17 protein-coding genes are annotated in these 12,434 nt (G+C 37.3%); 13 read left to right on the top strand and 4 right to left on the bottom strand.

What is annotated here, in order from left to right:
- Nucleotide 1: 1 nt before the first annotated feature.
- Nucleotides 2-256, bottom strand: coding sequence for a hypothetical protein (locus tag P2H89_RS19065; RefSeq protein ID WP_275829766.1), 255 nt, complete (start codon nt 254-256; stop codon nt 2-4).
- A 465-nt stretch (nt 257-721) separates the two neighbouring features.
- Here P2H89_RS19065 and P2H89_RS19060 point away from each other — a divergent pair, with 465 nt between their 5' ends.
- The 10 genes from P2H89_RS19060 (at nt 722) to P2H89_RS19015 (ending at nt 8,234) form a co-directional block, all read left to right on the top strand.
- Entirely contained in the window at nt 722-1,081 is a 360-nt protein-coding gene (locus tag P2H89_RS19060; RefSeq protein ID WP_275829764.1) for a helix-turn-helix domain-containing protein, read from the top strand.
- Nucleotides 1,082-1,084: 3 nt separating this feature from the next.
- Nucleotides 1,085-1,324: a hypothetical protein gene (locus tag P2H89_RS19055; RefSeq protein WP_275829762.1), complete on the top strand. Its 240-nt coding sequence runs from the start codon at nt 1,085-1,087 to the stop codon at nt 1,322-1,324.
- A gap of 291 nt (nt 1,325-1,615) precedes the next feature.
- Nucleotides 1,616-2,044 carry a hypothetical protein gene (locus tag P2H89_RS19050; RefSeq protein ID WP_275829761.1) on the top strand — a complete coding sequence of 143 codons (429 nt, stop codon included), beginning with the start codon at nt 1,616-1,618 and terminating at the stop codon, nt 2,042-2,044.
- A gap of 64 nt (nt 2,045-2,108) precedes the next feature.
- Complete coding sequence (locus P2H89_RS19045; RefSeq protein ID WP_275829759.1) at nt 2,109-2,549, top strand: hypothetical protein; 441 nt, start codon at nt 2,109-2,111, stop codon at nt 2,547-2,549.
- A gap of 58 nt (nt 2,550-2,607) precedes the next feature.
- A complete protein-coding gene (gene mobC, locus P2H89_RS19040; RefSeq protein ID WP_275829757.1) occupies nt 2,608-3,081 on the top strand; it encodes a plasmid mobilization relaxosome protein MobC in 474 nt (157 codons plus the stop codon).
- Nucleotides 3,066-4,280: a relaxase/mobilization nuclease domain-containing protein gene (locus P2H89_RS19035; RefSeq protein WP_275829755.1), complete on the top strand. Its 1,215-nt coding sequence runs from the start codon at nt 3,066-3,068 to the stop codon at nt 4,278-4,280. Before mobC ends, P2H89_RS19035 begins: the two co-directional genes overlap by 16 nt.
- Before the next feature lie 35 nt (nt 4,281-4,315).
- Nucleotides 4,316-6,187 carry a YWFCY domain-containing protein gene (locus P2H89_RS19030; RefSeq protein ID WP_275829753.1) on the top strand — a complete coding sequence of 624 codons (1,872 nt, stop codon included), beginning with the start codon at nt 4,316-4,318 and terminating at the stop codon, nt 6,185-6,187.
- A 165-nt stretch (nt 6,188-6,352) separates the two neighbouring features.
- Nucleotides 6,353-7,171 carry a hypothetical protein gene (locus P2H89_RS19025; protein WP_275829751.1) on the top strand — a complete coding sequence of 273 codons (819 nt, stop codon included), beginning with the start codon at nt 6,353-6,355 and terminating at the stop codon, nt 7,169-7,171.
- A gap of 113 nt (nt 7,172-7,284) precedes the next feature.
- Nucleotides 7,285-7,818 carry a hypothetical protein gene (locus P2H89_RS19020; protein WP_275829749.1) on the top strand — a complete coding sequence of 178 codons (534 nt, stop codon included), beginning with the start codon at nt 7,285-7,287 and terminating at the stop codon, nt 7,816-7,818.
- Between the two features lie 110 nt (nt 7,819-7,928).
- Complete coding sequence (locus P2H89_RS19015; RefSeq protein ID WP_275829747.1) at nt 7,929-8,234, top strand: hypothetical protein; 306 nt, start codon at nt 7,929-7,931, stop codon at nt 8,232-8,234.
- Nucleotides 8,235-8,259: 25 nt separating this feature from the next.
- On the opposite strand, the gene P2H89_RS19010 is transcribed toward P2H89_RS19015, so the two are convergent.
- Nucleotides 8,260-9,144 (bottom strand): hypothetical protein, encoded by an 885-nt coding sequence (locus P2H89_RS19010; RefSeq protein ID WP_275829745.1) that lies wholly within the window; start codon nt 9,142-9,144, stop codon nt 8,260-8,262.
- A 274-nt stretch (nt 9,145-9,418) separates the two neighbouring features.
- Here P2H89_RS19010 and P2H89_RS19005 point away from each other — a divergent pair, with 274 nt between their 5' ends.
- Nucleotides 9,419-9,808, top strand: coding sequence for a response regulator (locus P2H89_RS19005; RefSeq protein WP_275829743.1), 390 nt, complete (start codon nt 9,419-9,421; stop codon nt 9,806-9,808).
- A gap of 68 nt (nt 9,809-9,876) precedes the next feature.
- Here the strand turns inward: P2H89_RS19005 and ligD are convergent, their stop codons facing one another.
- Nucleotides 9,877-10,800, bottom strand: a complete 924-nt coding sequence (ligD, locus tag P2H89_RS19000; RefSeq protein ID WP_275829741.1) for a non-homologous end-joining DNA ligase — start codon at nt 10,798-10,800, stop codon at nt 9,877-9,879.
- 23 nt (nt 10,801-10,823) lie between these two features.
- The gene (locus tag P2H89_RS18995) at nt 10,824-11,093 is read right to left on the bottom strand and encodes a hypothetical protein (protein WP_275829739.1); all 270 of its coding nucleotides are present in this window, start codon (nt 11,091-11,093) and stop codon (nt 10,824-10,826) included.
- Between the two features lie 104 nt (nt 11,094-11,197).
- Here P2H89_RS18995 and P2H89_RS18990 point away from each other — a divergent pair, with 104 nt between their 5' ends.
- Nucleotides 11,198-11,326 carry a hypothetical protein gene (locus P2H89_RS18990; RefSeq protein ID WP_275829737.1) on the top strand — a complete coding sequence of 43 codons (129 nt, stop codon included), beginning with the start codon at nt 11,198-11,200 and terminating at the stop codon, nt 11,324-11,326.
- Between the two features lie 370 nt (nt 11,327-11,696).
- Nucleotides 11,697-12,323: a sigma-70 family RNA polymerase sigma factor gene (locus tag P2H89_RS18985; protein WP_275829736.1), complete on the top strand. Its 627-nt coding sequence runs from the start codon at nt 11,697-11,699 to the stop codon at nt 12,321-12,323.
- Nucleotides 12,324-12,434: the final 111 nt, after the last annotated feature.

Here is a 12,434-nt window from a genome sequence, read left to right as displayed (position 1 = left end):
ACTATTCCTGATTGATCCAAATCCTTAGATCGTCAGATTCTACATTGAAGTTAATCTCGCCAATATGCAATCCAGAAAATTCATGAACGATAGATTGGGGAACGAGGGGTTTGTTAGCTATACGTTCAGAGCTTAAACCATGCCCTTCATGAGATCCATCAGAAGCACCAATATAGTTAGCTTGCGGTTGACCGAAACCACCAAAGTACTCAAATTGAGTAGCCCAAATACTATATAATTGCTTCTTGGTAGGCATGTAAACTTAAATGGGACAGCGAAATTAGCAGAAATCTATGACAATCGATAGATAAGGGGTTAAAAAATTTTTTTTAAAACTCAAAATAAGTTTTTCCGCCAGATGTGAAAAATTCCAATAAACTACTAGTCAGTCACTTACAACAGCAAAAAAGGTTGGCATTCAGAGGGTAGTGAAATCTATTGCTAATGTAAAAGTATTTAACAATTGGCCAAAACCAAATTATACACCAAATAGCCTTATACTGTGGAAAACGTTATGAGTACCCGAAAAAGGTAAGGTTTCTCCCTATTCTATCAAAACGGCATAGACGCATCTTTGCATACTTTACAATCAAACATCACACCCTCAAATATTGAATACCTCAACTTATAATCGTCCTGAATAATCTTTCCGAGTACTCCCCCCTCACTCTGAAAAATCGCGTTAAAACACCCCCACATTTGCTTTAAGAATATGTAGAGAATGGAAAGGGGAAAAACATTAGGCATTCCGGTGGTTAGACCACTTCCAAAGCCAAATTACGTTACCGCTGAGGATCTACAGGAATTCAAAAAAGAGCTCTTGGTATCCATAAAAGCATTGATAGCCAGTATGCCAGATCAACCCAGTAAAAGATGGCTGAAGACCTATGAGGTAATGGAAATACTAAATCTTTCTGCCGGAACGCTCCAAACGCTTAGAAACAACGGTATTATTCCCTTTTCCAAAATTGGCGGTATCCTCTATTATGATGCTGACGAAATCAATAAGGTGATTGAACAGCAAAAAGGTTCTCCTATCGCCAAATACAAGAAATCGGCAACCCATAATAAAAAACAATAAACTATGAATACAGCTTTCCGATTATCGCCTACGATCCCCCCGCCTGTAGAACAGGTAAGGATCTACTTTAATCAAAAAGGAATGACTTCGGAAGAAGCCGAATGTTTCTTTCTTTTTTACGAAAAAAAGGGCTGGAAAGGGCGACGAGGAGATTTTCTTAAAAACTGGAAAAATCCCGCATATCAATGGATCGCGTGTATTCTCAAACATGAACCCTGGAGATACAATAAATCAATTCATTAACAATCGGCAAATAATATTTAACAGACCATGTACTATATATGCAAATTCACAAATTCATTGACGGTCTATGATGGAACTAAACATACCAGCCGGCAATTAGAACCCTCGGAGGTGGAACTTATAAAGAAGCTATTCCCCGAACTAATTCCGGAAACTAAGCTTTTAGCAGCAATCCAGATATCGCCTATAAATCCAAACAAGCTTCAACAATTAGAAAAAAACAAAAGCCAAGGCCCGCCAAAGAAAAATACACCAGGTCAATAAATTCTGTAGCATTTAAAGTATCAAATTATGCAGCAAAAGGCGAGGGAAATTTGGGTTGGAATTGCACCGGAAGATTTCAAGCAATTTGGGACTACTTTAAAGAAAGTAGAGGCAACCAACATTTTTCCTATACTCTTCGCTGAAGATGATTTCAAACAAATCGCCGAAAACACCTTCGTAAAAGGAAATGACCAGGTAATAAAGGTTTTCTACCAAGAAAGCAAATGGCAATTTCAAAACTTAAGAAATACGGAAGATCGCGGTTCCCTGATTCAATTTATTGCCAACCGCTGGAGTAATGAAAAGATTCAATTATGCAACAGCCCATCTATTTTATTTCTCGCCTCGACAGTAGCGAACGAATATTATACCTCGCACATAAAAACTCTCAAACAAGACCACAAAACCCATTTGCACCTTAACCCACCGGCTCCAAAACAAAAACGAATTCGATGAATAAAACCTTAAAAGAATACATGCCGATTTGGTAACCTAAAAATGCAGAATTAAACAAAATCCCATGGATTCAATAATTAACTGTAAAAACCTAGAACGACTATTGATAGAATTAGGATTTAACAATCCCAAAGAAATCTGTCAGAGTGCCTGCGAGTGGGCTGGGATACCAATCAATCGCCCCCCAGCGCCTAATGCGCATGTTCTAACCAGTACATGCACTGATCAGGACATCTACTACATTTTCACCATCGGCCAAAATTCAAACAGCACTTGGTTCATCCATTCAATTAGTGCCTCCTATCAAATGGATACCGAGCGCAATATTGAAGGCGTGAAGGTGATTGGCAAAGAATATTTTGAAAATGGCCAAATGCTACCAGGGAAATCAATAATTGACAAAGAAGTATTGGAGATGCTTGAATTGGAAAACATTGCCGAACGTCAATATAGACTGACAAACCATATTCCTGCGCCTTCAAACAATCTGAAACGAAGACTATAAATTCCAATAATACTTCCTTAAAGGCTGAAAGCCGGTTCCCCTGGACGGAACGGGAAGGGTGATCGCGCCGCTTTGGGCGCGCGAAGCAAGATGTATTGTTGTCAGCAATAAAGCGGGGAAGTCGAAAATGGGTAGAAGGAAGGCCAAGAATAATGAAGCACTGAAACACAAATTATTCACCAGAGTGAACGATTCAAAATTCAAGGAGTTTCAGGAACTACTTAAAAAAAATCCTCAGAATGACATGAGCAGTATGCTTCGATCTATTCTCTACAATACACCTGTTATTGTTTATACTAAAGATAAAACAGTAGATCTGCTTTTAGAGGAGTTAGCAGCCCTCCGAAGTGAAATAAAAGCAATTGGAGTAAATATCAATCAAATGACCAGATACTTCAATACTTACCCAGACCAACGACAAAAGGAATTCTATGCAAAAATTGGTTTTTCGGCTTTCCTCCGGATGGAAAATAAAATGGACCAGACCGTAGATCTAATTTCAAAACTTGGAAAAAAGTGGTTGTCCGAATAAAAAGTGGAAAATCGGTTCGTGGTGTTTTAAGTTATAATGAGAAAAAAGTAAGTGCAGGAAAAGCAGAATTGATACTTGCCTCAAGATTTGCGTGTGATTTGTCAGATTTAGGGTTTTCTGAAAAGTTAGCACGATTTGAAAGACTAAATAGCTTTAATCCCAAAGTCAAAACAAACACCCTGCACTTATCTCTAAATTTCTCGCCTTATGATAAAATAGATAGTGAAAAAATGCAAATGGTAGCCTGGGACTATATGCAAAGGATAGGATTCGGGAATCAGCCATATTTGGTTTACAAACACGAAGATGCAAATCATCCTCACATTCATATTGTCACAACTACTATTAGACCCGATGGATCACCAATCAATTTGCACAATATTGGAAAGCAATTATCAGAGCCAGCTCGAAAGGCCATTGAAATGGAATTTGATCTGATTCCTGCCGAATCTATGAAGAATAGTAAAACCCTACCCATAGACAGCAATGCCGGCACAAAACAACGAATATCGACAATTGTGCGAGAAGTAGTAAATAGCTACCACTTTTCATCACTTGACGAATTGAATTATATTCTAAAGCAATACAACATAACTGCCGACCCCGGCCGACCAGACAGCAGGATTCGCAATAACCACGGTTTAATATATTCAGATATCGACAAACATGGGACACGCACAGGCGTGGCTATTAAAGCGAGTTCTATATACGACCGACCTACGTTAAAAACGCTTGAAAAGAAGTTTTTCAAGGAAAAAGACAAAAAGCATCTTTATACAAGTCATTCTATAAAAACAATAAATTCTTTCCTCTCCACTAAAAAAACAATCTCCCTTTCAGAAATGCAAGAGTGGTTTGAAAAGAAACGAATCGATATTGATTTTATAAGGAACACAAATGGGGGCATAGAAGATCTTCTTATAGTTGACAATGTGAAAAAGGTAGTTCTTTCTGGCAAAGAAATAAATATTACAGTCAACCAGGTCATTGCCAAACTCCACGCCATAGCAGATATAGAACAAACTAAGACAAAATCATCTATCAACGGAAATAAAGAACAACAAGGAAACACACAAGCCGCAACATCTCCTTCTGTGTTGGAACTCCTTAATAAGCTCCTCGCAAGCGACTACGATCCAACAGCTCAATTGCCTGAGTTCATTAAAAAGAAAAGAAAGAAAAAAAGAAAGAAGCCATAGCAATATTATCCTTGAGTGATTGAAAATGTGTGAATATGCAAACAGGAGAAAATGCGCAGTCGCTGCGCCAGATACTTGATTTTATACGATTTGGGAGTATTTTTCTTTTACTGATCCACTATTACAGTGTATGCTATCCAGCTATTGTGGAGCTGAAGTTGAATGTTGAAATTGTCAACAAAGTTTGCTACAAACTTGCATCCAATTTTTCATTTTTAGGTGGAGTACACAAACCCAAAATCACTATTCTGATATTTCTGGCAATCTCCCTTTTCGGGATTAAAGGAAAGAAAAACGAAAAACTCACATCCCATTTAATAACGCTGTATTTAGTTATTGGACTTCTTTTTTTCTTTGCTTCTACATTCCTGTTAGACATTCAATTTCCTCCAACTAATGTCGCCGGAATGTATGTCGGGGTCACAAGTGTGGGTTATATTCTCATCCTTACAGGTGCAACAAAAGCAAGTCGTTTGTTACGGCTAAAAAACAAGAATGACGTTTTTAACGATCTTAACGAAACGTTCCCACAAACAGAGGAAAGGATAGAAAATGAATATTCTCTGAATTTCGAGATGGAATACTCCTTAAAGGGGAAAATCAGAAAAGGCTATATAAACTTCATAAACATATTCAGAGGAACAATCTGCGCGGGAACACCCGGAAGCGGCAAATCATTCTACTTTTTCCGTGAAGTTCTTTCCCAACTAACTAGCAAGGGATTTACATTTTGTTTATACGATTTGAAATTTCCCGATCTCTCAATAATACTCTACAATCATGTTCGAAAGAATCTCCATAAGTATCCAGTAGCACCAAAATTCTATATTATCAACTTTGACAACCTTGCTATAACACACCAATGCAATGTACTATATCCAGAATCGATGCTAGATCTTTCCGACGCCACGGAAAGTAGCAGAACATTGTTACTAGCCCTAAATTCTGATTGGAAAAAAAAGCAAGGCGATTTCTTCACGGAAAGTGCAATCAATTTTACTACAGCATTATTCTGGTTCCTGAGGAAATATGAAAATGGCCGGTATTGCTCCCTGCCACATGCAATTGAACTCTCAACTGTCGACTATGACAAATTATTTCCCGTACTCTCAATGGAAAAATCCATCGATGTATTACTCAATCCCTTTATCTCCGCATATTTACGATCTGCTACTGACCAGCTAGAAGGGCAAATCGCTTCTGCAAAAATTGCATTAGCAAGGTTAGTTTCTCCAAACTTGTATTATGTATTAAGCGGATCTGACTTCACACTAGATATTAATAATCCCACGGATCCAAAAATACTTTGCCTTGGTAGCAATCCTGCAAAACAAGCAACCTACGGTGCAGTAATTAGTTTATATCTCGAAAGAATGCATAAGCTGATTAATAAGAAAGGGCAAAGACCATGCGCCTTAGTTTATGATGAATTTGCAAGCCTGACCTCAAATGTTGATTATCTAATAAGTACTGCACGTTCAAATTTAGTTGCAGTGTTTCTTGGACTTCAGGACATGTCGCAATTAACACGGGACTACGGTAAAGAAATGGCAGAAGTAATTGTTAATGTGTGTGGCAATATAATTAGCGGCCAGGTACTTGGTGAAAGTGCAAAAACCCTTAGTGAAAGAATTGGAAAAGTTAACCAGGATAAAGAATCTCTTTCTATTAACGCAAATGATACTTCCTTAAGCAAAAGCACACAACTTGATAATGCTGTGCCTATATCAAGAATATCAAATTTAAGTAGTGGCGAATTCGTTGGTACTGTTTCTGATACTCCTACCCAGCAGATAAAAAAAAAGCCTTCTATTGCCGCATTATTAACGATCCACAAGCCATTAAAAAAGAAGAGCAGGAATATGAACAATTTCCAACAATTCGAAATATTGACGAGCACACTGTAATGCAAAATTACTACCAAATAAAGCAGGACATCAAAGACTTGATTGAAAAAGAAATGGCAAAGATAAAATCTGATCCAGGCGCTAAAAATCCGGAGAGTAAATCAAAGAAACCCAAAAGGGATAATAGAAGCAGATAAAAGCATTTTATAACTTAAATTATAATGTATGAATTATGAAAATTATGATTATTTAACTGAGACAGTACTACCAAGGTTTGGTGTTGGGGGTACATTTGACAAAAAACTGGAACAAGAAATGAGCTTGCCAACACTTCCTTCAACAATCGAATTGCGAGCAGCAACTACTTTCAACGAAAACAAAATGGAGTACAATTTCCGTCTCGATTATAACGAAGATAAGGAAAGATACTTTTTGAATTCTGTAGATGCAACCATTACAAGAAAGGATGGAACAAGCGAAAGTCAAATGTTCCGGTTGTACAACCAGTCTGGTTTAAATATTGAGCAAATGCACAATGTTGTTGAAGGTCGATTTGCCTGGCGGGAGTATATGAAATGGGACTCTGAACTTCAGCAATCAACAAAACAATCTGGATGGTTCTTTAAAGACACAAACAGGTTGGATGACGAAGGCAAGCCAATGATTCGCGTATTAAACGATGATGTTTCAAAATTTAACCTGATTACCGCATTGGGTGATATTCCATTAAACATTAGTCAAAAAGAGAAAAACGATCTTATAAGAGATTTGAAACAGGGCAACGAGGTTTCTCCCTTTATTAAACTTCCTAATGGAAACCGCGAAAAAGTGAGTGTCGTCGTTCACCCACAAAAAGGATTGCAGGTATTCAATAGCCAGGGAGAAAAACTGAGGTTTAGAAAGGTAGACAACAATGTGATTGCCATGGATAGTGGAAAAGTTAGCGAAAAAACTCTCCAGCTTATCGAAAAGGCTAAAGACCAGGAAACCGGACAAGCGGTTGATATGAATACAGGAAAAGGTAAAGGACGAAAAGCTAGTTAGCCGTTTACAAACCTAAAATGCGAGGCACAAAGGGGCAAATCTTGCTCCTTTGTGTATTTTTAAGAGAAATTATTTGCGAATAGTCTTTAAATTTATATAAAACCTATCTAACTATGAAACCACTAGCTACCATTTGCATTTTTGCATCGATCTTCTATAGTTGTTCGAATGGCCTCTCAAAAAGCGATGCTCTAAACATTATTGCAAAAGACTATCCCAAAGAAATTTACTACCAAGTCTTCACACTGGACCCCAATCATGTCAAGAAAATGCAGGACGCAGGATTCGTTTCGGAAGGGTTTGTCAGAATTGAACCCTATAACGGTGCTTTTACTAACAATAAAATAGTCTTCACAACAAAATCGCAAAACCTTTTGCTTCCTACACCCGATAAAGAACAAGAGAGACAAATTCAGCGAGTAAAAACTGCAGAACATCATTTACTCGAAGTGACGGATTTGCAACTTTCGGAAGATAAAGCAATGGTGGAATATTCATATCAGGTACGGAATCTTACACCATATTCCAAGTTGTATAAAAAAAAGCTCGTTGAAAATGAACATAGGAAAACAAAAGCCTATTTCATAAAGGATGGTAACAACTGGAGATTAGATCGCACTGGCGGCTTAGAATACCTGGTAGAATAAAACCTTAATTAACAAGACAGATAAGTAAACACCCATGCAAAAGCATGGGTGTTTTTATTTTAATAACTAGCATCCAATTAAAAATACCATAACACGAAAGAAACTTAAATATGAAAAATACAATTTCCGCAAAAGTAGATCCTGTATTACGTCTTACAAAGAAAGAAGTAGAAAACCCTCAAACGGTATTCGTCGACTTTATTTCGCACTTCCACTTACATGAAATTAGGGACGATTTATGGAAATGGCTTTGCGCTGCAATCACTAGCGACAACGTTTGGGTGCCTGATGGGTATTCGAGGAGCAACCTGGTATTTCTTTATGAAAATTTAGAAAAGCTTATCGAGGCCGTCTACGTTGTATATGAAAAACCACCGCACAAGAAACGCGAAGGAAAGCCCAGCAATCAAAAATGAATACTTTCAGTTAATTATGTCGCAATTAATCAATCCCCAAGTCTTCATGCATTTTTCGCCAATCGTTCCCAAATTCTATAATTTTTAATGCAGCTTCTCTTTTTTCTTCTGGTAAACATTGAATACAAGTAGGATATTCGAGCCCTTTGTAAAACCGTTTGCAATTAGGGCACAATTCCATCCTTTTTATATCAAAATTAAATGCGCATTTTTTACATGCAGTAATAGTATCCTCAAAAGAAAGATATTTAATACAGTCATTTAGATAAAGCAAAAACGCCTCCCTCTCAATCGTTTTAGAATCTTTAGTTTTGGCGCGTCCTCTTTGTAACCAATATCTAATATTTGATAGGTTATGCTTATTTCTCCATTGATCCTTTGATACAAAGCACTTATCTCTAGCTTCAACGTCATCTTCATTCTCAAGAAACTTTGAAATGAGCTCATCCACTGACCTGATAACTGTATCATCAAACTCCTCGTGACATACTGGACAGCGATATTTCGGAAGTATTTTCTTTCTTTCCCTAAGGCTGCTTCTCTTACAATTTGGACACAAAGGAACTGGCACATAATCATAATTTTGTATTATATACCTTTGTAAGTCGCCTTTATCAACTTCGGGCTTAGTGTTGATATACTCTTTCGTATATTCACTTGTAATATCTCTTAAATACTCGGAATATTTTCTTGGATGAGAATGATGCTGTATCGTTAATGTATCTGCACTGCTGCATATCTCACACTTATCTTTAAGAAATCCGGACCTTCTTTCCTTCCAGTCTTTTGTTTCCCAAGACCTTTGTCCTTCTTTAAAATCCTTCCAATATTGTACCTGGGCGAAGTCTATTTCGATTTCGCCATTTGTCAACTTATCCCTTAGCTCTATGAGCTCACCATATGTCAACATATAATTCTTAACTTATTCGATTATACACGTATTGTCTATCAAGCTAGTTGCTAACAGCTGCATTGCCGTATCCATATCGCGGAGATACAGCTAATTTAACTTTATTTACAAAACGTAACAGCAATTTTTTTGAAAAATAGCTGCATATTCCTTCATTTTAGGAAGTCTGTACTAAATACCACTAAAACCCTCAGTGGTGTCGGCAAATCAGATGTAATTGTTTAACTTCGGGGCCTATTGGCATAACCCCGGCTGTTGATCTGATCATTGTTTTATGAAACGTTATCATTTATTGGTAGTAGATGATGATCTTGATGATCACGAACTCATTCGATTTGCCCTCTCGCAAATCGCAACAAATATCATTGTAGAATTTGCAACAAGTGGCCTACAAGCACTCAACTGGCTAGGTTATAATTACTCCGCTGTCGATATGATCCTGCTGGATCTAAATATGCCCGTCATGAATGGTGTGGAATTCCTTCAAAGGAAGCAAAGCTTGCCTGATATTTCTGAAATACCAGTAATTATCCATTCGACGAATATTCAAATTGCTTTGAAAGAACGTGTTTGCACACCTGATGTTAAGAAAATAATTACGAAAGCGTCTTCAATGGATAAATTTATAGAAAATCTCAATGAAGCTTTGCAAGCATGCCTCTAGGCTGTTCCGAGAGAAGGGCCAATAGTTTCATTAATTTTGTATCGTCATTTGAATTCTGAATGACTGAATCAGAATGCTTTTACTTCCTTTGCAGTTTTGTCATCTCTCAACCCTAAAAATGACTGGTGACGAAGATCCCCGGACGGGGTCCTTTCTAAGAATTTAACCTGGCATACTAACTTCGGCTTCACCCATTGGACAAAATCCACTTTTCGGCGGCCCCATCGACCAGTTGAGGAGAGATTCGGAATTTCTGGAAAGGGGCATTTTTTGACAAATAATGGGTTGAGTTTTGCCATAATATCCTTCTGACTATTCCTATTAAAACCAGTTCCTACTTGTCCCTGAAATACTAGTTTATTTCGTTTGTATGCACCGAGAACAAGAGCACTAAACAGGCTCGGTGAACCCTCGTTTTTAGTATATCCACATACTATCATTTCCTCATCAACAACAGCTTTCACTTTTAGCCAATCTTTTGACCGATCGCCTGGAGCATATGTAGAGTCTTGTCGCTTTGCAATAATCCCTTCTAAACCTTGTTTTCTCGCTTGCTTAAAAAACGCTACTCCTTTAGCTTCTACCTCATCGGAGAATAATAATACATTGGATTTCGGCATAATTGAACGCAGCTTAGTACGTCGTTCCCTCAAAGGCAAATTCATTAGATCGTCCCCGTCATACCAGAGCAAGTCAAAAATATAATAGTAGAGGTTTCCATCTGCAGGAGAATTCCAATTCTGAAGGTCATTAAAAACCGAAACTCCCTTTGAATTTAACACTACAACTTCACCATCGACAATAGCATTTACTTTCCATTTTTTTAGCGCATCACTTATCGGAAAAAAACGAGCTGAATAATCTTTCAGGTTTCGACTATGCAATAAAACTTTCCCTTTTTCAACGTATGAAATTATGCGATACCCATCCAGCTTCATTTCAAATGCCCATTCTTCGTTATTAAACGGTTTGTCGGTAATGGTCGCTAACATGGGTCTTATATTCCTTGGCATTTTCATATCTGAAGGAAGTTTAACGGTGCATCAAAATCAATGGGTTTTAATTGCCAGAAATGCTCAGGAAACTTTTGTCTAAAATACTTCTCATCGGTGGCGCTGGCATTAAGATTGGAATTATAGAACTCAAGCAAATGAAGATATTCGCGGCAAAATTTGCTAAATTCGTCAAGGGAGGCTTGTTCTAAGGCTTTGATAATGACATCCTTATTATATAGTCCGCCACCCAGGCTATTTTCCTGTATCAATTCCCACACTTCCATGCTCAAATACGACTAAATTCCTATGCCAGCAGTAGTTTTAACTCGGGTCTCATTCTGCTTCCCGAGCTGGCATGTAAATTTTGTAGCAATATTAAACAAACACATATTTTATGGCAGACAATCCAAATAAGAAGAAAGCAGATGGCAAACGAGTAAGTCAACAACCGCACGAACAAGCGTATCAAAAAAGGAAAAAGTCGCAAAAAAGCACTAAGTCTAAAACCAGTAAAAAGAAATAGAAACGAATAGCCACTTTTAAGTGGCTTTTTGTTTTAAGACGTGACTTGAAATCAAATGACGACAAATTGGTCTTAAATAGAAATCAACCGTGATTTTAGAGGGTATATACCTAAGGTACCCGAACAAACAACATAAAAAGAAAAAAATATTGGACCTAAAAACTAGGTATAACGATCTTTTCATAATTTTCCTATATCAAATCTTATCTGTTAACCGCCTTCAGATTCCAGTTCCCAAGCGAATAAACCATGTTATAAGCTATAAGATTGCCGTTAGTAATGACGTGATAACACATATCAAAATCGAAATATGTGTTGATTAAATCTTTGTACCTTTGAAAAGTCTTAGGTAACCTGGAAAGCTTCTTTAATGCCCGACCAAAACAAACACGCTGAGGAATATTCACTTCTGCTTATTAGAGCTGGATCGGAAGCTGCTTTCAATGAATATTATGAAAGCAATTTCCAGGCATTTTTCATTTTTACGTTCAGGCTTGTTAATGAAGAAGAAATAGCCAAGGACATTGTATCCGAAACTTTTGCTACCTGTTGGGCGTTGAAAACTCGCTTTATGACAATGGCGGATATTAATGCTTACATGTATGTGACTTGTAGAAACAAAGCGTACAATTTTCTAAAATACGGCAGTGGATTTAAGAACAAAAAGGAAATTGCGGTCGATGATCCAGTTCAGCTTTCCGAAGAAATTGATGATTGTATAATTAATGGCATTATTCGGAATGAATTTTTACGCCAGTTAAACGATGAGGTGGAAAAACTTCCAGAACAGAGAAAGCTAGTGATCAAACTCTTCTTCTTTAAAGAATACTCCCTCGATGAAATTGCTAAAGAACTAAACATCACCTACCAACATGCGAAGGTTGTAAAATCTCAAGCCCTTGCTCAACTTCGCACTTTTTTAAAATTAATTGCTATATTAAGTTTTACCAGCAATCAATTGATTCTCAATCTAGTTAATGATAATTTCATATTATAATAACAAATATATAATATTGAAATTTACCTTTCGCATTACTACTTGTTTTATGCAGGGAGAGGCCAGTGTATAGACACACCTCAATATTGTTTATTTAAAGATAAGGGACTG

This window comes from Paraflavitalea sp. CAU 1676 (assembly GCF_029223285.1).
Taxonomy (GTDB): domain Bacteria; phylum Bacteroidota; class Bacteroidia; order Chitinophagales; family Chitinophagaceae; genus Paraflavitalea.
Note: the sequence above shows the minus strand (reverse complement) of the source record. Positions and strands in the feature narration are given on the sequence as shown.

Coding starts and splice junctions, on each gene's coding strand:
- P2H89_RS19065 (WP_275829766.1), bottom strand. CDS start 256: ATGCCTACCAAGAAGCAATTATATAGTATTTGGGCTACTCAATTTGAG.
- P2H89_RS19060 (WP_275829764.1), top strand. CDS start 722: ATGGAAAGGGGAAAAACATTAGGCATTCCGGTGGTTAGACCACTTCCA.
- P2H89_RS19055 (WP_275829762.1), top strand. CDS start 1,085: ATGAATACAGCTTTCCGATTATCGCCTACGATCCCCCCGCCTGTAGAA.
- P2H89_RS19050 (WP_275829761.1), top strand. CDS start 1,616: ATGCAGCAAAAGGCGAGGGAAATTTGGGTTGGAATTGCACCGGAAGAT.
- P2H89_RS19045 (WP_275829759.1), top strand. CDS start 2,109: ATGGATTCAATAATTAACTGTAAAAACCTAGAACGACTATTGATAGAA.
- P2H89_RS19030 (WP_275829753.1), top strand. CDS start 4,316: ATGCAAACAGGAGAAAATGCGCAGTCGCTGCGCCAGATACTTGATTTT.
- P2H89_RS19025 (WP_275829751.1), top strand. CDS start 6,353: ATGAATTATGAAAATTATGATTATTTAACTGAGACAGTACTACCAAGG.
- P2H89_RS19020 (WP_275829749.1), top strand. CDS start 7,285: ATGAAACCACTAGCTACCATTTGCATTTTTGCATCGATCTTCTATAGT.
- P2H89_RS19015 (WP_275829747.1), top strand. CDS start 7,929: ATGAAAAATACAATTTCCGCAAAAGTAGATCCTGTATTACGTCTTACA.
- P2H89_RS19010 (WP_275829745.1), bottom strand. CDS start 9,144: ATGTTGACATATGGTGAGCTCATAGAGCTAAGGGATAAGTTGACAAAT.
- P2H89_RS19005 (WP_275829743.1), top strand. CDS start 9,419: ATGAAACGTTATCATTTATTGGTAGTAGATGATGATCTTGATGATCAC.
- ligD (WP_275829741.1), bottom strand. CDS start 10,800: ATGTTAGCGACCATTACCGACAAACCGTTTAATAACGAAGAATGGGCA.
- P2H89_RS18990 (WP_275829737.1), top strand. CDS start 11,198: ATGGCAGACAATCCAAATAAGAAGAAAGCAGATGGCAAACGAGTAAGT.
- P2H89_RS18985 (WP_275829736.1), top strand. CDS start 11,697: ATGCCCGACCAAAACAAACACGCTGAGGAATATTCACTTCTGCTTATT.